This window comes from Flavobacterium sp. FlaQc-47, assembly GCF_044006475.1.
In the GTDB taxonomy this organism is placed as follows: domain Bacteria; phylum Bacteroidota; class Bacteroidia; order Flavobacteriales; family Flavobacteriaceae; genus Flavobacterium.
This window is the reverse complement of sequence record NZ_JBIPCQ010000012.1, coordinates 1-23,767: the sequence shown is the minus strand read 5'-3', so window position 1 is coordinate 23,767 and position 23,767 is coordinate 1. Positions and strand designations below refer to the sequence as shown.

General features: G+C 34.9%; 15 protein-coding genes and 1 rRNA gene. 3 read left to right on the top strand and 13 right to left on the bottom strand.

The window, feature by feature from the left end; genetic code table 11:
* Positions 1–340: 340 nt before the first annotated feature.
* The 8 genes from ACHRVX_RS23700 to ACHRVX_RS23665 form a co-directional block, all read right to left on the bottom strand.
* Positions 341–2,662: a family 20 glycosylhydrolase gene (locus ACHRVX_RS23700; protein WP_395337047.1), complete on the bottom strand. Its 2,322-nt coding sequence runs from the start codon at positions 2,660–2,662 to the stop codon at positions 341–343.
* A gap of 6 nt (positions 2,663–2,668) precedes the next feature.
* Positions 2,669–5,809 carry a glycoside hydrolase family 2 TIM barrel-domain containing protein gene (locus ACHRVX_RS23695; RefSeq protein ID WP_395337045.1) on the bottom strand — a complete coding sequence of 1,047 codons (3,141 nt, stop codon included), beginning with the start codon at positions 5,807–5,809 and terminating at the stop codon, positions 2,669–2,671.
* A 381-nt stretch (positions 5,810–6,190) separates the two neighbouring features.
* A complete protein-coding gene (locus ACHRVX_RS23690) occupies positions 6,191–7,216 on the bottom strand; it encodes an isoaspartyl peptidase/L-asparaginase family protein (protein WP_395337043.1) in 1,026 nt (341 codons plus the stop codon).
* A 94-nt stretch (positions 7,217–7,310) separates the two neighbouring features.
* The gene (locus ACHRVX_RS23685; protein WP_395337041.1) at positions 7,311–8,390 is read right to left on the bottom strand and encodes a putative glycoside hydrolase; all 1,080 of its coding nucleotides are present in this window, start codon (positions 8,388–8,390) and stop codon (positions 7,311–7,313) included.
* A gap of 6 nt (positions 8,391–8,396) precedes the next feature.
* Complete coding sequence (locus ACHRVX_RS23680) at positions 8,397–9,464, bottom strand: carbohydrate-binding family 9-like protein (RefSeq protein WP_395337039.1); 1,068 nt, start codon at positions 9,462–9,464, stop codon at positions 8,397–8,399.
* A 7-nt stretch (positions 9,465–9,471) separates the two neighbouring features.
* The gene (locus ACHRVX_RS23675) at positions 9,472–10,437 is read right to left on the bottom strand and encodes a glycosidase (RefSeq protein WP_395337036.1); all 966 of its coding nucleotides are present in this window, start codon (positions 10,435–10,437) and stop codon (positions 9,472–9,474) included.
* 194 nt (positions 10,438–10,631) lie between these two features.
* The gene (locus ACHRVX_RS23670) at positions 10,632–12,509 is read right to left on the bottom strand and encodes a sodium:solute symporter family protein (RefSeq protein WP_395337034.1); all 1,878 of its coding nucleotides are present in this window, start codon (positions 12,507–12,509) and stop codon (positions 10,632–10,634) included.
* Positions 12,510–12,558: 49 nt separating this feature from the next.
* Positions 12,559–14,799, bottom strand: a complete 2,241-nt coding sequence (locus ACHRVX_RS23665) for a GH92 family glycosyl hydrolase (protein ID WP_395337031.1) — start codon at positions 14,797–14,799, stop codon at positions 12,559–12,561.
* 121 nt (positions 14,800–14,920) lie between these two features.
* Here ACHRVX_RS23665 and ACHRVX_RS23660 point away from each other — a divergent pair, with 121 nt between their 5' ends.
* On the top strand, positions 14,921–15,979 hold the full coding sequence (locus ACHRVX_RS23660; protein ID WP_395337028.1) for a sensor histidine kinase: 1,059 nt from the start codon (positions 14,921–14,923) through the stop codon (positions 15,977–15,979).
* Between the two features lie 67 nt (positions 15,980–16,046).
* Positions 16,047–16,760: a LytR/AlgR family response regulator transcription factor gene (locus ACHRVX_RS23655; protein WP_395337026.1), complete on the top strand. Its 714-nt coding sequence runs from the start codon at positions 16,047–16,049 to the stop codon at positions 16,758–16,760.
* 420 nt (positions 16,761–17,180) lie between these two features.
* Here ACHRVX_RS23655 and nagB read toward each other — a convergent pair whose 3' ends face one another.
* The 3 genes from nagB to ACHRVX_RS23640 form a co-directional block, all read right to left on the bottom strand.
* A complete protein-coding gene (gene nagB / locus ACHRVX_RS23650) occupies positions 17,181–19,094 on the bottom strand; it encodes a glucosamine-6-phosphate deaminase (protein ID WP_395337024.1) in 1,914 nt (637 codons plus the stop codon).
* Positions 19,095–19,233: 139 nt separating this feature from the next.
* The gene (locus tag ACHRVX_RS23645; protein WP_395337021.1) at positions 19,234–21,333 is read right to left on the bottom strand and encodes an alpha-L-fucosidase; all 2,100 of its coding nucleotides are present in this window, start codon (positions 21,331–21,333) and stop codon (positions 19,234–19,236) included.
* Between the two features lie 181 nt (positions 21,334–21,514).
* Entirely contained in the window at positions 21,515–22,144 is a 630-nt protein-coding gene (locus tag ACHRVX_RS23640) for an NAD(P)H-dependent oxidoreductase (protein WP_395337018.1), read from the bottom strand.
* A 109-nt stretch (positions 22,145–22,253) separates the two neighbouring features.
* Between ACHRVX_RS23640 and ACHRVX_RS23635 the strand changes: the two genes are divergently transcribed.
* Positions 22,254–22,601 (top strand): winged helix-turn-helix transcriptional regulator, encoded by a 348-nt coding sequence (locus ACHRVX_RS23635; RefSeq protein ID WP_395337016.1) that lies wholly within the window; start codon positions 22,254–22,256, stop codon positions 22,599–22,601.
* Positions 22,602–22,709: 108 nt separating this feature from the next.
* Here ACHRVX_RS23635 and ACHRVX_RS23630 read toward each other — a convergent pair whose 3' ends face one another.
* Both ACHRVX_RS23630 and rrf read right to left on the bottom strand, forming a co-directional pair.
* On the bottom strand, positions 22,710–23,531 hold the full coding sequence (locus tag ACHRVX_RS23630; protein ID WP_395337013.1) for a phospholipase A: 822 nt from the start codon (positions 23,529–23,531) through the stop codon (positions 22,710–22,712).
* Positions 23,532–23,682: 151 nt separating this feature from the next.
* A 5S ribosomal RNA gene (gene rrf / locus ACHRVX_RS23625) occupies positions 23,683–23,767 on the bottom strand; the annotation flags it as partial.

Sequence of the window (23,767 nt, the reverse complement as noted above, 5' to 3'; positions counted from 1 at the left end):
TTAAAACATTATGCCTAATCCAATCTTTGTCAAAGTTTCTACGCATTTTTGTCATTTCGACCAAAGGGAGAAATCACACGAGATGTGTTTAACACATAGCTATGTTTGAGAAACTAGTTTCTTTTTATATTCTTTTTTCAACTTGATCAATTTAAATCTATGTTTCTATGTGTTTAAAAATTTATGCATAATCTAATCTTTGTCAAAGTTTCTACGCATTTTTGTCATTTCGACCGCAGGGAGAAATCACACTAGAAACTCCGCATGCAAAATCTTCAATCTTTGTCGAATCCCGAGTGTGATTTCTCCTTCGTCGAAATGACAAGATTGTGATAATTAACTAATTCACCAGAATTTCATCAACAAAAAGCCATGAACTCTCTCCTTTCGGGCTTTTCTTTAAATTAGAAGCAATTACTTTTACAAATCTCGTATTGAGTTTTACAAAATTGATTTTGAAATCTTTCAACTCTGAATTCACATTTGCCGCATACGGGCGCGATACTTTCCCGACTTCTCTATATTTTAAACCATCATTTGATACCAGAACTTTTATTTGTGTTGGAAAATTAACTCCCGCGCCCTGACTTTCTAATGTTCCAATGATAACTTCCTCAATACTTTCCTGTTTTTGAAAATCAAGCACAATTTCCATATCATTTACAAGCCAAGCCTGCCATTGTCCGTCATGGAAATTTTTACTTCCCCTGATACTGTTGACCATCCCAAAAGGTCCATCGCCTTTATAATTATTATTAAAAGGTGTTAAATACAATACTTTAGTTCCTACAGCTTTATGAAATAAAATCGTATCAGTAAAGGTTTTGCCAATAGGTTTATCATTCTGAAATAACGAAGCTTTTAAAATAGTCGTTCCAGTAAAAGCAATTGGCATTGTATATTTTATAGCGTTATGATCTATATTTTTATCTCCCAAAACGTATCGAATATCCGGATTTGGGAATTCGTTTTTCAAGGTTACATTTACTTCTATTTTAGCAATATTAGCAGTTGAAGAAGCGGTTACCAAATACGCACTTTTTGCATAAGTGATACCTAAATAATCATAACGGTCTAGTAAAACAGGTAATCTGGTTGTAAAATCATTCCAGTCGCGTTTTTCTTTAGGACTCCATAAAACCTCTGCCAGCGCCGCAAGTCTGGGGAAAATCATATATTCTGATGCTTTTGGGGTTGCTAAATGTTCTGCCCATAAATTTGCCTGTCCGCCTAAAACGTGTTTTGCCTGTTCCGGCGTCATTGTAGCTACAACAGGATCAAATTTGTATACTTCACTTAACGGATTATAAGCATCAAAAGCCAATGGTTCTTCGTTTTGCGGACCCTGATAAAAATTAAAATAACAAGGGGATTCCGGTGTCATAATCACATCGTGACCTTGTTCTGCCGCATCAGTTCCGCCTTTTGTTCCTCGCCAGCTCATTACAGTGGCTTCGGGAGCTAAACCGCCTTCCAGAATTTCATCCCAGCCAATGATTTTTTTGCCTTTAGAATTGATGTATTTCTCCATTCGTTTAACAAAATAACTTTGCAATTCATGGGTGTTTTTCAAACCAAGATCTTTCATTCTTTTTTGACAATGCGGACATTTTTCCCAATTGGTTTTTGTGGCTTCATCGCCGCCAATATGAATGTATTTTGATGGAAAAATGGTAATAACTTCGTCAATAACATTTTGTAAAAATTCAAAAGTGGTTTCTTTTCCTGCGCAATAAATATCTGTGATGGGCCATAATCCGCCTGACGGAACGCCAATTCTCTGATCAAAACACGCCAGTTCCGGATACGATGCAATTGCTGAACTTACGTGTGCCGGCATTTCGATTTCAGGAATGATCTCGATGTTTTTACCTGCTGCGTATTTTACTATTTCTTTTAATTCTTCCTGCGTTAAAAATCCTCCATACGTTCCTTTTTCATACGGATTTGTAGTAAGTCTCGCATTCCAGGCTACATTTTCCTGATCGACTCTCCAGGCACCAACTTCGGTTAATTTAGGATATTTCTTAATTTCAATTCTCCAGCCCTGATCGTCGACTAAATGCAAATGCAAAACGTTCATTTTAAGCATTGCGAGACGATCAATCGTTGCTAACACATAACTTTTATCAAAAAAATGACGCGATAAATCCAGCATTAATCCTCTCCATTGAAAACGAGGCTCATCAGTAATTACCAAATTTGGAACCTGCCATTTTACAGTGGTAATTACAAATTTACTTTCGATCGCACTTGGCAATAATTGTCTGATACTTTCTAATCCGTAAATAAAACCAGCGTTTCCTTTTGCCGTAATGGTGATGCTTTTTGCGTTTATTTCTAATTTATAAGCTTCTTTATTCAGGGTTTGATCGACTTTAAACTGTATGAAATTATTTTGTGGCAATGTTCCCGAAACTTCTGGTCGAAATCCTGCTGATTTTTCGAATTTATCTGCTAAAGCATTGGAGATTTCCTTTTGAAAATCATTTACAGCAAAAAATTTCGTGTTTTTAGAAAATTCAAATATCCCCGGCTGAATCAGTAATTGCGCCGGTTTTGGAATGATCTGAATGTCCTTTTCTGTATATATTTTTTGACTATATCCGGCACTTAAAACAGTTAGAAAAAATACGATAAGGAATGGTTTTAAAATCCTCATAATGAATTATTTTATTGATGGTGTTATTTTAAATTGATACTGATAGGTTTTGCCTCTCAACAAATATTTCTCCATTGGCCAGGCTTGCCAGCTATCGATTCCGCCAACTCCCATTTGTTTTGAATCTATTTTTAAACTTGTTAAATCTCTCTCTTTCAATTCAGCAGCGTGGCGTTGGTCTTTTTGCAATCCGTCGTCTAAATCTTCATTTAAAAAATGCAAAGCTGTTGTTGCCAACAATTCATTTGATGTCACTGTTATTTTCAGTTTATCATTTGACAATTCTAACCAGCGAACATCTGTTTTATTTCCGGTTTCCTGCGGACGGATGTAGGGATAATATTGCTCTGAAACCGTCTGATTATAAAGTCCAACTTGTGCACTGTAATTTCTGTCAATGTAATTTTCATGCGGTCCTCTTCCGTAATAACTTAGTGTACTAAAATCTTTTGGCAAAATTATTTCCATTCCAAATCTTGGCAATACCGGAGTTTCTTTTGTTTTATCTATATTTAATTGTTCTTTTACGCTCAATTCACCGTTGCTGTTGATCTCGTAATTTAGTTCTAAAACAGCAGCAACCGATGTTAAATTATACGTCGCTTTTACCAGAATTTTATTGTTTTTTGTTACGGAATAGGCCCAGTTTACAAGCGTTGGATTTTCTGTCGCTTCTTTCCATGCTTTTAAATTTATCTGAAGATTTGCTCCAAAATCATTATCGTTTGGCGCTCTCCAAAAATTGGGACGCAATTGATATCCGTCTTTTAAAACAGGCTGATTATCGAAATAATATCCACTGATAAATCCGGTTTTTTTATCGAAAGTTACAATCGTTTTATCACTTTTAAAAACCGTATTATTGGCATTTTTCTCCACACTTATTTTAGCCGAACCATCTACTTCTATATCATTTTTCCAAGTTCCTCTGTATGCCAGTTGATCTGTTGCAATTTCGAAACCTTTTGGCAAAAATGGTTCTTCTTGCTTCAATTGATACGTGACATTTACAAAAGCTTCCTGAAACTTTTTATCTCCTAATTTAATTGGTAAAGTATACGTTTTTGACTGATTTGGTTCTATTGCTAAATAATCGATAACGCCGGAATCTTGTTGGATCCCGTCTAAAATTACTGACCAGTGCAAAGTCACATTACTTAAATCCTTAAACGAAAATTCGTTGTAGACTTTGACCGTTGCCGTTTCCTGATTTTCCCATGAAGTCAGAATATTCTGCATGACATTTCGCATTTCAAAAGCATGCGGATTTGGTTTTCTTTCTACCGTAAAAACTCCATTATTTACAAAGTTGTTATCGCTTTTTACGTCTTTTGGTCCAAAATCTCCACCATACGCCAGAATTCTTGTTCCGTCCGGTTGTGTTTTATAAACCGATTGATCGATCATATCCCAGATAAATCCTCCCTGAAAATTGGGATATTTCCTGATTACGTCCCAATAATCTTTAAAATTTCCCATTGAATTTCCCATCGCGTGCGCATATTCACATTGAATATAAGGTCTTGACGGATTTGGGTTTGCCAGAATATATTCTTCCATTTTATTGGGCGAACTGTACATTGGGTCGATAATATCAGAATCCCATTCAAACTTCAGATCTTTTCCGTCCCAAGCGCCGGCTGTTGCTCTTTCGTACTGAATGGGTCTTGATTTATCACGGTTTTTAATCCATAAATAACCTCTGTAAAAGTTATAACCGTTTCCGGCTTCGTTCCCCATACTCCAGATAATCACCGATGTATGATTTTTATCTCGTTCAATCATACGCTGCATACGCTGAATGTGCGCCAATTCCCAATCTGGTTTATTGCCCAGTGTTTTGGTAATATCATACCCCATTCCGTGAGATTCTATGTTAGCTTCATCGACAACATAAATTCCGTATTGATCACATAACTCATAAAAATATTCATCGTTAGGATAATGCGACATTCTTACCGCATTGATATTAAATTCTTTCATGATTTTAATATCCTGCTCCATACGTTCTCTTGAAATTGTTTGTCCGGTTACGGGATCAACTTCATGACGATTTACTCCTTTTATATAAATCGCTTTTCCGTTTACTAAAAGTTGTCCGCCTTTGATTTCTACTTTTCTAAAACCTACATTTTGATGAATAACTTCTACAATAGTTCCTTTTTTATCTTTTAGAATAAAATCTATTTGATAGAGATTTGGAATTTCTGCACTCCATTTCTTTGGGTTATTTACAGCAAATTCAAAAGTTTGTTTTTCGCTTAAAGCGGAAATAACTTTCGACGTAATCATTTTATCTCCATCCTTTAACTGAACATCTAAAGTATAAGTCTCTTTTTTATTTAAATCCGAAAATTCAGTTGAGATTTTCAAAGTTCCGTTCACATAAGAAGCGTCTAAATCAGGAACAATTTCATAATCTTTTAAATGCGCTTTGTTTCTGGCAACTAGATAAGAATCCCTCGTTATGCCGCTCATTCTCCACATATCCTGACACTCCAGATACGAACCGTCATTCCATTTCATGACTTGCAAAACAATGGTATTTTTACCCGTTTTTACATGTTTACTAATGTTGAATTCAGACGGTAATTTTCCATCTTCACCATAACCCACATAAACACCATTTACCCAAACGGTAAGATTTGATTTTGCAGTCCCAATATGTAGAAAAATGTCTTTGCCTTCCCACGATTTATCAAGTGTAATTTCTCTTCTGTAAACTCCGGTTGGATTATATTTTGTGGGTACAAATGGCGGATTTGGCGCCATTAAATAATCAAAATCATAAGTTGTATTCACGTAAACCGGATATCCATAACCGTTTACATCCCAGCTTGCAGGGATTCTGAAATTATCCCAGGAAGTATCATTAAAATTAGTTTTCTCAAAATCTTTAGGAAGCACGCCCGGATTATCCACATATTTAAATTTCCACGCACCATTAATATCCAGATAATTTTTAGATTGTCTCCATTCATTTTTTGCCGCTAATGCTTCATTTTCAAAAACATAATACGAAGCGTGCATGGGTTCTCTATTCTCTTCGTTGATTTTTTCATTTTGCCAATAAGGAACTTTTTCCTGCGCCTGACCTGAAAATATCGAAGTGATGAGTAATGATACTATGGATATTGTTTTTTTCATTCTTTGTTTTTTTATTCTCTGTGTGCTTATGAGTTTAATGCTTACCAAAGTTTGTTATTGCGATTTCTATAATAAACTTTTTTTTTAGGAGCTAATCCCGCTATTCGTTTCAATCTTTTGTGGCGAACCCCGCCACAAAAGGATTTCCACTTCTATCGGGGCTAGGACAATCATTTTCATAAGAATGTTTTCGTTTAGTTTGTCATTTCGACGGAGGAGAAATCACACTAGTTGATCTACAACAATTGTCGACATTCTTTGTCGAGCTACTCGCGAAGATTTCTCCTCCGTCGAAATGACAAAAAAAGCTAGTAAATGGCGCCACAAAAAAATCCGTTTTTATCTGTTTAATCCGCGTCATCCGTGTGCAATACCTCAATACTATTTATCCCACGACATTTTAAACTTTGCATCTTCCATTCTGTGACCTTTTTCATCATCAGAAACGGCATAATTAAATCCTGATCTTAAACTATAACCTGCGTATTCTCCGTTTTTATTCAATGCAATAAAACCAACTTGCAGGTATTCCATGTCCTTATGGTTTTTATGTTTATTGTAAATACGTTCTGTAATTTCTTTGCAGGCATCATAAGGCGATTTTCCCTGACGCATTAATTCGACTACCATTGCGCTTCCTGCGGTTCTGATTACGGCTTCGCCTAATCCTGTTGCAGCGGCAGCACCCACCTCGTTGTCCAGAAAAAGACCCGCGCCGATGATTGGGGAGTCACCGACGCGACCGTGCATTTTCCAGGCGGCTCCACTTGTCGTGCATCCACCGGAAAGATTACCGTCTTGATCTAACATTAGCATGCTTATGGTATCGTGATTTTCTATATTGATTACGGGCTTATATTTGGAATCTTCCAGCCATTTTTTCCAGTCTTTTTCAGATTCGGCAGTCAAAAGATTTTCTTCTTTAAAACCTTCTGATAAGGCAAATTGCAAAGCACCTTGTCCCGCTAACATAACGTGAGGCGTTTTTTGCAATACTAATTTTGCAACCGAAATAGGATGCATAATTCCTTGTAAAAAACAAACCGAACCACAATTACTATTGTGATCCATAATACAGGCATCTAAGGTTACTTTTCCCTCGCGATCCGGATATCCACCATAACCAACACTGCGAACATTCGGATCTGCTTCGGGAATTTTCATTCCGGCTTCGATGGCATCAAGTGCCGGTTTTCCAGCCTTTAATTGTTTCCAGCTTTCCTGATTGGAAGGTAAACCGTGATTCCATGTCGAAATGATAACAGGCTTTTTTTGTTTGTTTCCAATTCCTGATTCATTCCCTTTTTCCTCTTCTTTCGTCGCAGCAAATCCGCTATGCCCTAAAGCAGTGGTAATTGCAATTGCTCCTAAAGTTGATTTCTTTATAAAATCTCTCCTATTTGACATGGTTTTGATATTTTACTTGAATATTTCGGATGATAAGTTAGGTTTTTACTACGAATTCCTCAAAGAAATATTCACAACTATTTTTATGTTTTTATTATTTTAAACTGGCTTTAGTTGCTGCGATCGTTTTTAAATTACTGTCAGACAAAGCATTTCCGTCAAAAAAGGAAACTCCGGTGGCTCCATTTTCTTTAGCAAGCAAAATAGCTTCTTTTAATTCTTTGTCAGATTTTAACCCGGGGATATAAATTCCGGTGTTGATTTTAGTTTTTTTATCTTCTAAATCTGCAACTCCTTGTTTTGTGGCGTAACCTACCCAGTCAATTTCTTCATCATAAAAACTATGGTAAATCATAGGATATACTTCGTCAATATTCCATTTATCCCAACGCTGGCGCACCATATGATCTGCCATTTCCGGATAAGGAAATACTGCTGCGGTTAATTTTTTATTGTGTTTGTGGGCAATTTTATAGGCATCATCAACTACTGCTTTTATGGCATTTAGCCTGAAGTTCTTCCACTCCATATCAATTGAAGTATTGTGGCTTGTTTTCGGGTTTTTATGATGTATTTTTTCGAATGCTTTTACACATTCATCACAATAACAAAAATCGAACTGAGGCAACTCAACATCCTGAACTAAATTGTATTTTGGCAATAAACTAATTGGTAAAAAAATATCCGGAAATCGAATATAATCTAAATGTACACTTTCAACGCCTTCAACTTCTGCCAATCCTTCCACTAATCCTAAAACGTGATCTCTTGACGCTTTTCTGGTTGGACATAACCATTGGTAATAATCAACATATGGGCGATTGTCAAAACATGATTTCCCTTCTTTACTAACCTGATACCAATCCGGATGCTGTAATGCAATCGAATCGCCGGGTCTGTTCATTGCCATAATCCAGGCATGGACTTTCAAACCTTCTTTTGTGGCTAAAGGCACTAATCTTTTTAAAAGTTTGGCATCTGTAGAAGTATTGATTAAGACTTCGTCGATTCCGCCGTTTTTGTATTTTTTAAATTCCTTTGTAAAATCGGCATCTGATTTTTTGGGATCTGCGGTTGTCCAGACTCCAAATTTAAAGGTGGTTTGTTCTTCTTTTTTGTCACAGGAAAAAATACTGAATGCCAATAAAATAAGTAATAGTTTTGGTAGTTTCATAGTGGTTTATTTTGCTATTATTTTGCCATCTTCTCTAATCATTAATGTTGTATTGGAGAAAGGACTTTTCATTGAAATAGTATATCCTAATGAATGGCTTTCGAATATTGGTTTTAGAGTTTTTCCATCAACACTAATTGTTTCTTTGGTCAAACTTGCCAAAGATTTCGCCCACGTTTTGTGCTTTCCATAATATTCTTTTTGTGCTCTGTATAAATTATAAAGGTCCCATTTTACTTTTTCGTCTTGCGGAATTGTAAAATTGTCTTTTCCTTCTTTGGAAGAAAAATAAACATAACCCCATTTCTCCGGTTCATGCATATTGATGACACCCATTGGCGACCAAACCCAATTGTACTCTGGCAGAAATTTTCCTTCAGGATCTTTTTTGCGTTCGTAATTTCCGTTTGTGATGGAATGCTGCCAGTTTACACGGGAGAAATTGACTCTCCAGAATTTATCTGCAGGAACATTTTTGTCAAAATACGATGTTTTATAAGATGCCCAGGGAATCGCCATTTCTAATACCCAACCCTCGTCAATATCATTTGGGTTGTTTAGCGTTCCTTTGATTTTTACCGCTGATTTCAGACCTGGAATATTCCAGTCATTTAAAACAACATTGTCATTTTCTCTGTAAGGTTTTGACAAAAACAGATCCCAGGCTGTATTTAAAGCATTAATTTCTAATTCATAATAGTTAAAAGTGTCGCTGTCGGGATCTATAAAAACTTCAAAATCGTTGTTGTAAAAGATAATGGTGTCACGTTGTTTTAAATTTGCCCAAACGTGTGGTTCCTCAATTTTTGCCAGTATGTAAAAATTGGTTTCATCCCAGAGCATTTTTACTTTTGTTGCGTATTTTGGTTGTACATTATTTTCTATATCTTCAAAAAGATCAGTCCAATCTACTTTATTCCATGACGCATCAGATTCGTCTCCGTCGATTACTAACGGAGTGGTTGTTTTTGATGCTACATAAGTTTTAGGTACAATTGTTTTTTTCGATTGTGAATAACTCATTATCGATAGCAACCCTAAAGTGATTGTGAACCATTGAATTTTTAAACGCATGCTTTTTTTATAAACTGTTATCTTTTGTAAACTGAATTACTTCACTTAATTTTCCAAATGCTATTGCTACAACAGTATCTGCTGCGCCATAATATACTGCTAATTTATCTTGTTCAATATTATGCAACGCAGCACAAGGGAAAACTACATTTCCTACATCGCCTACTTGTTCGTAAATTTCTGCAGGTCCTAATAAATAAGGCTGCGTTCTGTATTTTACCTGATCCGGTGCATCTGTATCCAATATTGCAGCTCCCATTGCATAACGGAAACCGTTGCAGGTATTGATAACGCCGTGGTATAACATTAACCAGCCCTCTTCGGTAAGGATCGGGATTGGTCCTGCTCCCACTTTTGTACATTGCCACGCACTTTGTTCAAACGGTGACGGTTTCATTACTAAACGGTGTTCTCCCCAAAACTTCATATCAGGACTGTAACTGATCCAGATATCTCCAAATGGTGTGTGTCCGTTATCACTTGGACGGCTTAACATCGCGTATTTTCCGTTTATTTTTTGTGGAAACAAAACACCATTTCTGTTGAAAGGTAAAAAAGCATTTTCACACTGAAAAAATTCTTTGAAATCAAAAGTATATCCAATTCCAATTGTTGGTCCGTTGTAACCATTACACCACGTAATCCAGTAACGATCTTCAATCCAAACCACACGAGGATCATATTTATAAGCAGATTCGATCATGTCTGTATTTCCGGCTTGCATGACAATTGGTTCATGATTAATGTCCCAATCGATTCCGTTTTTACTAAATCCGGCAAAAATATTCATTTGAACCGCTTTGTTATCACATCTGAAAACACCGGCAAATCCATCCTCAAAAGGAACAACGGCGCTGTTAAAAATACTGTTTGATGATGGGATTGCATATCTGTCAATAATAGGATTTTCAGAATATCTCCACATTACGTCAGTGCTGTTTTCAGGTTTGTCTTGCCAAGGAATTGTACTCATGATATTTTTGTTTTTATTATAATTTGTTTTTTTGTTTTGTTTGCTGCTCTTAAACTCGATTCTCTTCGCAATCTTGTCATTTCGACGAAGGAGAAATCTTCGCCAGAAGCTCCTCATAGGAATTCGTCAATCTTTGTCGAGTTTCTAGTGGAGATTTCTCCTTCGTCGAAATGACAAACTGAACGTGTTAAGCTTTAATCTTCTATTTTTCTAACTTTATCCAACCACGTGAATTTCAATATTGTTGTGGTTACTAAAAATACCAACAACGCTGTAATTGCTTTTGGATAATCTCTGATGATGAAAAATATAGGAAGCAAAATCATACTGGATTGCCACACAATCCCGATCACACAATTGAGCATATCTTTCCAGAAATCATTATTTTTTTCAAAACTCTGATCTTCAATTTTTAATGTTTTATAAACCGGATTCCACCAGCCCCAAGGTCTTACATTGGTATAGAAAGATCTTAAAACGTCCATGTCAGTTGGTTTGCTTAGAAATGTTCCTAAAAGACAACCCAAAATAGAGAATCCAAATATTATTGGAAATAAATAAATTGCCTGTACTTGTGCTAAGTCGTATAAAAATGACCCTTCGGATAAGCTCCCTTTGGCTTGACCTAAAGCAAATTGCAATGAAGCAACGACTAATCCGGCGAACATTCCCCAAAAATAACCCCAGCCGTTAAATCGCCACCAAATCCATTTGAGGAAATTTGCCGCAACGTAACCTCCGTAAAGAGCGCTCGTAATCCAAAGCGTTAAGGAATTGATGGAGTCTGCAAAAAATCCCATGAAAACTCCCAAACCTACTACAAGGAAAGATGAAATTTGGCTTACCTTAATATAATGTGCATTTGTAGCAACAGGTTTAAAGTATTTTTTATAAATATCATTTACAATATATGCCGGTCCAGCATTGACAAAAGCGGAGAATCCGGACATAAAAGCGGCCAATAATCCTGCTAATAAAATTCCTTTTATCCCAACAGGAATATATAAGTTAACGACTTTTGGCATTAATAACTCTAAATCGGCTCCGGTTAAACCTGTATTTGCATTTAACTCAGGCGCAAGGTTCACCAATGCGATTACTACGATTCCGGTAATTAATAAATATCTTGGAATAAATAAAATCAAATTGGTAAAACCACTCATGTATGCGGCTTCTTTTACTGATTTTGTCGAAAGAATCCTTTGCAAATCATAACTTGGCGTTGGTCCTGCAATACTGGCGAAAAATCCCTTGAATAATGTCATTCCGATAAAAGCGCCAAACATTTTATATCCTTCAGAATCTATCAAATTATTGAAGGTTTGGAATTTATCACTCCACTGGGTTTCAAATTGCCACCCGAAGAAAATATTTTTCCATTCATCGGTTATAACCGAATTGATCTGAAGATCTGTGTAATTGATAAAGGCATAACCTGCAATTAAAACTCCGGCAATAATCATAATTAAATATTGAACAACTTCTGTAGCCACTACAGAAAACATTCCGCCTTTTACAGTGTATATAGTCGTTAAAAGTATAATAATCAAAGCATAAGATCGTTCTGAAGTTAATATGATTAAATCTCCATATTGAAGCGTTAAATCCCACGGAAGAATAATGGTAACAAATTTCCCGATTCCTTCAAAAAAGTAAGCGATGAAACCAATTGTTGAGATAATGGCAAAAACGGCGACAATAATATGGGATGCTTTTCCGGCTCTGTCACTTCCAAAACGGGTTAAAATCCACTCAGATCCTGTCATTACTTTTGATCTTCTAATCCATACCGCAAGAAACATCATGACAAAAATCTGATTCCATATTGGCCAGAGCCACATAAACATGAAACTTTTTACGCCATATAAAAATAGTACACCAATCATCCAGGAAGTTCCTGAAACATCAAACATTCCTGATCCGTTGCTTAATCCTAAAAAGTACCATTTGATTGTTTTCCCGCCCAGAAAATAATCATCTAATCCTTTTGATGCTTTTCTTGAAATCCAGATTCCTATTCCTACGGAGAGGAAAATGTAAGCTACGATGATTGATACGTCAATAATATCCATTAATTTTTGTTTATTTATTAGTTAGTTACCTGGTTAGTTAATGTGTTAATTATTTTTTCAATCCCCAATTTTTATTTGGCTGAGATCCCATTATAAAATGTAAAATTCCGCCTTGTATGATTTGTTGATGTGAGATTGCTGTGTGGTTAAATTCAACTCCGTTTAAGGTTGCTGACTGGATATAAAAGTTTTTATCAGAAACATTTTCGGCTTCGATTACAAATGTTTTACCGCCTTCAAGATTAATGGTTGCTTTTTCGAATATCGGACTTCCTATTTCATATTCACCAGAGGCCGGATTCATAGGATATAATCCCATGGAACTGAAAACATACCAAGCCGACATTTGTCCGCAATCTTCGTTTCCGCTTAATCCGTTTGGCGTTGTATTGTATTGCGTATCAAGAATATGGCGTACCCAATATTGTGTTCGCCATGGTTGTCCCGCATGATTGAACATATAGGCGATGTGGTGACTTGGCTCGTTTCCGTGTGCATATTGCCCAATTAATCCTGAGATATCTGCGGAAACATTGCTTCCTGTAATCTCAGAACTTTCGGTAAACAATTGTTCTAATCGTTTGGTAAAAATTTCATTATTTCCGTGTAAGGAAATGAAATCTTCGACATTTTGCGGTACAAACCAGCTGTGTTGCCAGGCGTTTCCTTCGGTATAATCTGTGTGTTCTCTGTGATTGGAATGTTTGGCATCAAAAGGTTCGTTCCAAGATTTTCCATCTTCAGATTTTCCTCTCATGAATCCTGTCTTCGGATCAAATAAATAACGATAGGCTTTTGATCGGTTTAGAAAAAATTCATAATCTGCATTTTTCCCTAATGCTTTTGCCATTTGCGCCACGCACCAATCATCGTAAGCATATTCTAAAGTTATGGTAACAGATTCATCTAATAAATTATAAGGAATGTAACCGTATTTCTTGTACAAATTCAAGCCGCGTTCGTCCTGCATCATGGTAGTTTTCATGGCTTGAAATGCTTTTTCGGCATCAAAACCTTTAATGCCTTTTAAGTACGCATCGACAATTACAGGAATCGAGTGATATCCGGTCATTGTATTGGTTTCATTGGCAGCAAGTGTCCAGACTGGTAATATTTTTTTTATTTCATAATAGGCTAACATTGAGTTCACAATGTCTGAAGTTTGCTTTGGAGCCAATAAAGTCAACAATGGATTTTCGGCTCTAAAAGTATCCCATAGTGATAAGGTCGAGTAAGCGGTATAATCTTTTGCAGTTGCAATTTGATCATCCTCTTTTCTAAACTGACCGTTTTTATCACTATAGGTTACAGGGGCAACTTGACTGTGGAACAATGCGGTATAGAAAATTGTTTTTAATGAATCTATTGGTGTTTGAACTTCGATTTTGCTTAAAGCCGAATTCCAGATTTTTGCAGTTTCTGATTTTGTTTTATTGAAATCCTCTTTTTCATCCAGATTCTCTTTTGCATTAGCAATACTTACAGATGACAATGCGACTTTTATATCCAGTTCTTCACTATTTTTAGCATCAAAAAATAATTGTGCTGCTGTATTTTCTCCGTCGGCTTTATTGCCATTAATTAGTTGTTTATTAGCAATTAATGCGGATTCTGCAATAGGTTTTGAAAATTTCGCGACAAAAAATACTTTTTGGTTTTTTGCCCATCCTGTACTAAAACGATAGCCGCTTATTGTATATTGATCTTCAATTGTGATTCCGGTTTTTACTGCTTTATCCCAATTTATGGCAAAGCCAAGATCAATCACAACCGACTGCTGGTCGTTTTTAGAATAAGTGTATTTATGAAATGCCGTACGTTGTGATGACGTTAATTCTACATTGATTTTAGGAGTCTCAAGAAAAACTTGGTAATAACCCGGTGTTGCTTTTTCGTTAACATGGCTGTATTTTGATTTATAAGTTAATTGATCGCGAGAAGTTGTTTTTGTTGTTAAGTCCAGTTTTTTATTGGTTGGCATGAATAAGATATCCGCCAAATCACCAATTCCAGTCCCGCTTAAATGTAAATGACTGAATCCTGCCACTATAGAATCTGAATAATGGTATCCGGAACACCAATCCCAGTTTGAAATACCATTATCAGGACTTACCTGCAACATCCCAAACGGAACTGTTGCGCCGGGATACGTATGCCCGTGCCCGCCTGTACCTATAAAAGGATCGACATGGCTGGTAAAAAGTGTTTTTTGATGACTATTTTTGTGTTCATTTATTTTGCAACTTGCAGCCAAAATGACAAACAAAAACAGAAGCGTAAAATTCTTCATATAAAACAATCTTAATTTAACTTTAAATTTATATAAATTAGACTTTTATTAAAACTAATTTAGACGGACGACACATAAACTAAGATAAACATCATAAAAAGTCATAAAACATATCATTATTATGAATTTCAATTCCAGCAAGCTTTATCGAATACCATTGCATTATCATATCCTATTTTGGCTTACTTACTTTTTATTTAACACATTTCGCTGGGGTAGTTATTTTAATGATTACCTCTATTCAGTCAAAACAAACTTATTGGGTTTCCCCATTCACATGACGTTATGTTATTTGAATATTTTGATTTTTATGCCTTATCTGGTGTATCGCAAAAAGTATCTGTTGTATGTTCTTGCCATTTTGTCTTCAATATTTGCAATGGTGATTATTAAATTCAATCTTACTTATTTATTAATAACCCATAATGTCTGGCCTGAAGGACCTGAAACTATCGATAAACTAACGCTCAATTATACTATAGATATGATGATGGGCGAACTTTATGTGATTACTTTTGTAACGGCAATTAAGATTACGCTGGACTTTTTAAAAGAACAAAAAAGAGTTACGGATCTTGAAAAATCGCAGTTAGAAACTGAATTGCTTTTTCTGAAATCTCAAATTTCCCCGCACTTTTTCTTTAATACACTCAATAATATTTATTCTCTATCTGTAGAAAAATCAGATAAAACTCCAAAAATCGTTCTTAAACTATCTGAACTGATGCGTTATATGTTATATGACACAAAAAATAAAAAACAGAGTCTAGAAAACGAGATACTTTGCATCCAGAATTATCTTGATTTAGAACGCATAAGAAATGATCACCGCTTAGAAGTTAATATGTCAATTTCCGGCGATATTCATGATAAAGAAATATCACCTATTATATTATTGACCTTTATTGAAAATGCATTTAAGCACGGAGTCAACAAAAACACCGGAAATGTAACGATCGATATCAACTTTAAGGTCAAAGGTGATTTCCTGCATTTTACGATTTCTAACCCAATGGCAGAAATTACGCATCATAAAGACAATTTTAACAAGTCAAGTGGCATAGGCATTGAGAATGTTAAGAAAAGATTAGAATTAGGTTATAATAAAAATGACTATAAGCTTTCATTTAAGAATAAAAAGAATATTTTTGTCGTAAAGCTTGTGATTAAAGTAACCTGACACCGCTTTTCTTCGTATATAAATTTACCTGCTAATTCTTTCGCTCAAATAACATAAGATTATAGAAATGAAAATAAATTGTTTGATTATAGATGATGAACCATTGGCTATTAATGTTATAAAAAATTATTTAGAGCCAATTGAAAATTTTGAGGTAATAAATACATTCAGCAACCCAATTGAAGGTTTAAATTTTTTAAAGAACAATAAGGTTGATGCCGTTTTCCTCGATATAAACATGCCTGTTCTTGATGGTATCAATTTTATAAAAAGCCTGGAAAATCCTCCAATACTTATTATCACAAGCGCTTACAGTCAATTTGCAATTGAAACTTATGAATTAGATGTATTAGATTATTTAGTAAAACCTATCGAGTTCCCAAGGTTAATGAAAACGCTGAATAAGATTAGCAAAAGACTTGAAAATAAAAATAATATTCCGCAGGAAAACATCCCTGAAAGTCCTTTTATCTTTGTGAAAATTGATAAAAAAAGAATGAAAAAGATCTTCTTTAATGAAATTCTTGTAATCGAAAGTTTAAAAGATTATTTAAAAATAAATACACTAACAGGCAAATACATTATTCACAGCACATTATCTGACTTTACGGATTTACTGCCCGAAAGAAATTTTTTAAGAATACACCGTTCTTACACTATCGCAATTGATAAAATCGACGCCGTTGAAGGAAATAGTATCGAAATTGAAGGATTAAGATATGTAATAGGAAGATCATACATTGATCATGTCAAACAGAGAATTTTGAATTCTTCGATTTAATATTTTTACAATTTATTACCACATAACCTTTGTTAAAGTTTGCAACTTTGACAAAGGTTATTTTTTAGCACGAAGTTTGTCATTTTGAAGAATAAGAAATTACACTTGAAACTCCGTAAAGATGGTGGATTTACTTTGCGGAGCTTCTTGTGTGATCCTTCCTTCGTCAGGATGACAAGATTGTACTGGAAAACTACATTGTGGAACTACCTTGAACCCTTCGACTTCGTTCAGCATGATAAAAAATGAGAATAAACTTTGCGAACATGGCGTAAAATCTTTGCGTTCCTTGTGGTTAAACCAACAAAAAAACATAAACAAAAAAAATGCAGCCTAACCAGGGCTGCATTTTCAAGTTGGTAACTAACCAAATAAACCACATGAAATAGTCTATTATATTTTAAAAAGTACTTTTATAATCTAAAAATAATATCGTTTAAAAGCTTCAATTGCCGAATAATCTGCTAAACCTAAAGCATGATATTTTTCTGCTGTTAATCTGTTTCTGTCTTCAACCCGTACCCAAAATTCACGGCTGTCATCTCCTTGAAACATAACGCCGTCTTTTTGAGATTGGTGGTAGAAAATTGCATGACGCTTTTTTAGCACCTGATCAGGGCTCATTGGAACCGCCATTTCAATTTGGTAAGATTCCCATTCATGCCACGCTCCTCTGTAAAGCCAAACCCAGCAATCATCCATATAACTGTTGTGTTTTACTCTTTTTAAAGCTTCGAATAAGCTGTCCAGACACACTTTGTGAGTTCCGTGTGGATCTGCTAAATCACCTGCCGCATAAATTTGATGTGGTTTTATCCTTTCGATAATATCACACATAATTTGAATATCAACCTCTCCAAGGTTATTTTTCTTAACTGTTCCAGTTTCATAAAATGGTAAATCTAAAAAGTTAACATTAGAATCCGGCACGCCCAAATATCGGGTCGCAGCAACAGATTCACTTCTTCTAATTAATCCTTTTAATTTTCTTACTTCTAATGAATCAATATCATTGGCTCTTTTACTCTTTAAAAAGTTGATAATATTTTCAGATTCAGTAGAATTAGCATTTAATGCCTTTGAAATTTCAGCAAATTTTAAAGCTTCTTCATTCGAAACTGCAATATTCCCAGACGTTTGATAAGCAATATGTACATCATGTCCCTGCTCTACAAGTCGATCAAAAGTTCCGCCCATAGATATTACGTCATCATCCGGATGTGGACTAAAAATGATAATTCTTTTTCTTTCCGGAGTGGCACGTTCAGGTCTGTAAGTATCATCTGCATTTGGTTTTCCGCCTGGCCATCCGGTAATGGTCTGCTGCATTTTATTAAACATTTTTATGTTCAAATCATATGCAGTACCTTCCTCTGTCAAAAGACTGGACATTCCGTTATCATTATAATCTTTATCAGTTAATTTAAGGAAAGGTTTTTTAGTCAATTCACTTAACCAGGCCACAGCTTTCAGTTTTAATTCTTCTGTCCAGATTACAGATTTAACCAACCAAGGCGTTTTTACTCTCGTTAGTTCAGATGAAGCTTCAGTGTCTAAAACAAACGTTGTGTTGTTGTGCTGTTGTAAATACGTTGCCGGAACTCGTGAGGATATTTCGCCTTCGATTGTTTTTTTTATAATTTCTGCCTTACTGATTCCCCATCCTAAAAGCACAATTCTTTTGGCATTTTTTACCGTACCAATTCCCATTGTAATCGCCTTTCTGGGTACATTATCAATCCCTAAAAAGGATGACGCAGCATCAATACGGGTCAAATGATCAAGCGTAATACTTCTTGTAGCCGAATTAACGTGAGATCCCGGTTCGTTAAAACCAATATGTCCTGTTCTTCCAATTCCTAAAAGCTGAAAATCCAATCCGCCATAAGCTTTAATTTTCATTTCATAATCGATGCAATATTGCTGTAAATCTTCGTTGCTTATTCTTCCATCAGGAATATTAACATTTTCCGGATGAATATTGACATGATTAAAAAGATGTTCATGCATAAAATGATAATAACTCTGAATATTGTTTTTATCCATTGGATAATATTCATCTAAATTGAAGGTTACAACATTAGCAAAACTTAAACCTTCCTCTTTATGTAATCTAACAAGTTCCTCGTACACTTTTACCGGTGAAGATCCTGTTGCTAATCCTAAAACACATGGTTCGTTTAACTCTTCTTTTCTCTGAATTATATTGGCAATTTCCTGAGCTACTAAAACCGAAGCTTCCTGAGATGAATCAAAAATCACATTATGAATCTTCTCAAAACGGGTTTCTTCAAACTTTCCTGCTTCTTTAAAATTTATACTTTCTTTAATCATTTGTGTGTTGTTGTGATTATTTGATATAAAATTAAATATTACATAATGTAAATAATCAAAAATTCGACTAATAACCTAAAACCTTCGCTAGAAAACATAATTAGAAACTTTAAGAAAAAGGAGCACAAATCAAAAGCAGTTATAGTGTTTCAATCACATTTATTTCTGCGATTGAAACTGTCGATCCTTTCCCTACTGCCGACTTTGCAATGAAACGAATATATCTTGCATCATCCTTTTTAAATGTCTTTACCTGCTCAATAGGATTGTTCTTGATATTCGAAAATTCGCTTTGAGATTGCAATGTCCATTTTTGATTATCAAGACTGGTATAAAACTCATAATTAGAAATTAAGTTGAGATTATTACCCACTTGATGCGGCATATATGTAAAACCGTTTATATTTAAAACGCTTCCCATATCGATAATTATTTCCTGCGGAAGTTTATTAGAATCTCCACCAAAACTCCAGTCTGAATTTGGATTTCCATCAATAATACGGTTTGCCGAATTTAAATCTCCACTTGAAACTGAAACAACTTTCCAATTTTCCTTAGAAGCACCGTATTTTGAAGTTTTGATGGCACTGTTGATATCTTCAGAAGTATTAATAGCCACAGCTTTTATTTCAACCGCTTTATTGTATTGGAATTCTCCTTTATATAATGTGCTTTTTTTCGTTGGTTTGCTTCCGTCAACGGTATAATAAACAGCATTTCCATCTTCCGATTTCATAGTGATATTTCCACTTTTATCTCTTTGAATTTCCGGCATACGAACAAAAGTTGGCGCGTTAAAAGCCTGAATATTCGAGATAACAATACTCGCCTTTGAATCTGTAATATTTATTTTTAAAGCCGAAGCTGTAACTCTCTCAATTCTTAAAATTCGTTTATATCCAATAGTAGTTTCGTTCGCAACAGTTTTCCAGTTTCCATCGACTTTAGCTTCAACATTAAATGCTTTCACACGTTGTCCCAGCTTTATATATTCCTGAAGCACAATTCGGTTTAATGGAGTTGGTTTATTAAATTCGAAAACTATCGAAGTCGTTTTTACAGTATCATCCGTTGCCCAATAAGAGTTATTCTTTTGGTCTGTTACATTTTTAGCTGCAAATTCATTACTGTTTCCTCTAAAATTATCCGCTTTGACTTTACTCTTAGCTAATAATTCAGTTTTAAAATCTTCCTTAATAGTTGAAACTAATTCTTTCAGTCTCGTTTGATCATTTTCATGAATTAAACCTCTTTTATCTACAGGCAAATTCAACAATAAAGTAGCATTACGCCCGATTGATTCATAATAAATATCAACCATTTCATCTAACGGACGAACTTTATCATCTTCAACCGTATGATAAAACCATCCTGGTCTTATAGAAACATCCGCTTCTCCCGGAACCCATTTTTCTCCGTCTTCATGACCGGACATAAACTCAGTATAATGTACTTTTCCCGCCAGTTCATCTTTTTGACGTAAAAGACTCCAATTTGTTTTTCCCGCATGACCTTCTTCATTCCCAATCCACCTTGCTTCTGATGGTCCAACTCCCCAAACCAAGGTTTTAGGTGCCAGTTTGTATATTAATTTATAAGTTTCATCCCAATTGTAATATTCTAACGTATTGATTTTTCTGGTTTCATTTGCACCTCCGTAATATCCGTCACCACCATTCGCACCATCAAACCACATTTCGAAAACGTCACCATAATTCGTTAGCAATTCTTTTAACTGATTTCTAAAGTATGTAACATATTCCTGTTTGCCGTAATCTGCACGATTTCTGTCCCACGGCGAAAGATACAATCCTAATTTCAGATTATATTCTTTACAAGCGGCGGCTAATTCTTTTACAAGATCACCTTTACCATTTTTCCAAGGAGAATTTTTAACAGAACGTTCCGTATAAGCCGATGGCCATAAGCAAAAACCATCATGGTGTTTGGCAACTAAGATAATTCCCTTCATGCCCGATTCCTTAACCACTTTTGCCCACTGACGAACATCAAGACTTGTGGGATTAAACAGTTCCGGAGATTCATCACCATAGCCCCACTCTTTATTTGTAAACGTATTTAAGGAGAAATGAACAAACGCATAGAACTCCATTTCCTGCCAGTCAATTTGTTTCTGTGTTGGCAAAGGACCAAATGGTTCTGGAGATTTAACCGTTTGTTGACTATTAACAGACGCTATCATGCAAAAAATACATAATAATAAAAAAGTTCTTTTCATTGCAAGGTGATTAATAACTCGTTATACAAATAGTAACAACAATATTAAACTAAATTATAATCTGAACTGTAAAATTTCGACCAACAACAATATTTAAAGAGGTTTGGTATTAATAAAAATACATATAATCAGATGAGAGCAAAAAAAACCACTCAATTGAGTGGTTTTAGTTCTATAAAATTTATTTAATAACGGTGGCAAAAACTTCTTCAGGAAGCCGTACCTTTTTTAAGCTGGCATTCCAGTCATTTTTTTCATCACGATATCCTAAAGCTAAAAGAACAACACTTTTTAATCCTTTTTCTCTCAACCCTAAAATTTCATCAAATTTATCAGCATCAAATCCTTCCATTGGTGTGCTATCAATTTGTAGATTTGCCGCAGCTATCAATCCTGTACCCAAACCTATGTAAGCTTGTTTGGTTGACCAGATAAAGTTTTCCTCATCTGTTCTGGCGAGAAGATGACTGCTTATTTTATCTTTAAAATCAGCTAAATCAGTTATTGGGGAGTTCCTTTCTTTTGCAACAAATTCTATATAATTGTCAATTGTTTCCTGAGAAATTGAATCAAATGCAGCAAATACTAATAAAAGGGGAGCTTCCGTAATTTGCAAATTGAAAGATCCCTCTCCAAGTTGCTTTTTTATTTCAGAATTTTGAATAACAAAAAGCCTGTAAGTCTGCATTCCTATCGAAGATGCAGACAAATTAATTGCTTCAATAATTTTGTTTAAATTATCTTCAGAAACTTCTTTTGAGCTGAATTTTTTTGTGGCATATCTCCACTTAAGGTCATCTATTAATTTCATTTATGAATGTTTAAAATTTATTAAAACAAAACTATATTAAAATGGTTACTTTTGGTAACTTTGTGATAAAAAGTAATGGTGACATTCGAGTAACCATTCGTTTATATGTATGAAAGAAACAAATCCTATAAAAGAGTGTAATCACAAAATACTGGCAATTCAAGATGTGATGGATTTACTGAATGGAAAATGGAAAGTATCCATCATAGCCTGTCTATGCAATGAAAAAATGCGTTATTCTCAATTATTAAGAACAATAGAAGGAATCTCCGGCAAAATGTTAAGCAGAGATTTGAAAGAATTAGAAATTAATGAGCTTATCACAAGAAAAGTATTGGAGACAAAACCTATAACAGTTGAATACGAAATTACTGAATATGGAGCCACACTTAAAGATTTAACCAGCGTGATATCTGATTGGGGACTCAATCACCGAAGCAGAATAATAAACAGATGATTTCTTATAAAAAAAAACCGACTAAGCCTATAAATACTTAGTCGGTTCTATAAAATTAATGCAAACTTTTATTAGAGATTTAAAAGCACTTAAGTAATTTACGTGAATTTAAAAAATGCCCATATTTTCAGGCTTGATAGTGAAGCCTAAACGCAGCATACTTTTATGCTCTTGATAATCAATCAAACTTTCTGTATATCCCACAAACCATTGTAATGTGAGATAATAATTCTCACTTTTATATGGTCGCCAATTTACCTGTGTCTGTAAAGATCCATAATTGATAAGTCCACTTCCCTTCCTGAAAAGAACGTCTGCACTCCATCGTCCGGGTTGTATCTGATAAGTTGCACTTGCTTCGCCGTATCCAACATATTTAGTAAGCCCTGGATTGTCATCTTTATCCACTAATGGAATCCATCCTCTTAAACCAACAATCCACCTTGGAGAAATCTGTGATTTTAACGAAAAGGCAAGCATGTTCCACGTTCTTGAATAGATAGAATCCCTACCATTCGATTCGTGTTCAAATGATACAGATCCATAAGTTAGCCTTCCTCCTTTTAAATAAAACGGACGAACAAGGGCAACGCCAGGATTAAAATTAATTTCTGCAAATGGCTTTGAACTTGCATAAATATCCCAAAATGCTTTTTGGGTATACATTAAATAGGGAAAAAAACCGCCCCACAAAGGTTTTGAATTCAATCGTAACTTAAAACTAACCTGATATTTTACATCAGCAGTATTTCGGGTAATATCAGTATTTATTGGAACTCCAGTTAAAAAGTAATTGTCCTTGTGAACAGAAAAACTAGGTTCTTTCAACAACGAATCTGCAGCACGAAAATTTTTTTTGTCTTCTACAATTTGTGAATTTGCAGTGATGGAAAACAAAACACAACAAATCAATAAATATTTTAAATACATTATAATAGTTTAAATTGGGAATTATTACATTTTGTGCTAAATTAAACCATTTTAATCACAACGATTAACTCAATAAAATAAGATTTTAGCAATCAATAGTTTTTCCAACAAAAAAAAATCCTCATCAAATAAATGATGAGGATTTTATAAAGAAAGGCGACGACATACTCTCCCACATAACTGCAGTACCATCTGCGCAGGCGGGCTTAACTACTCTGTTCGGGATGGGAAGAGGT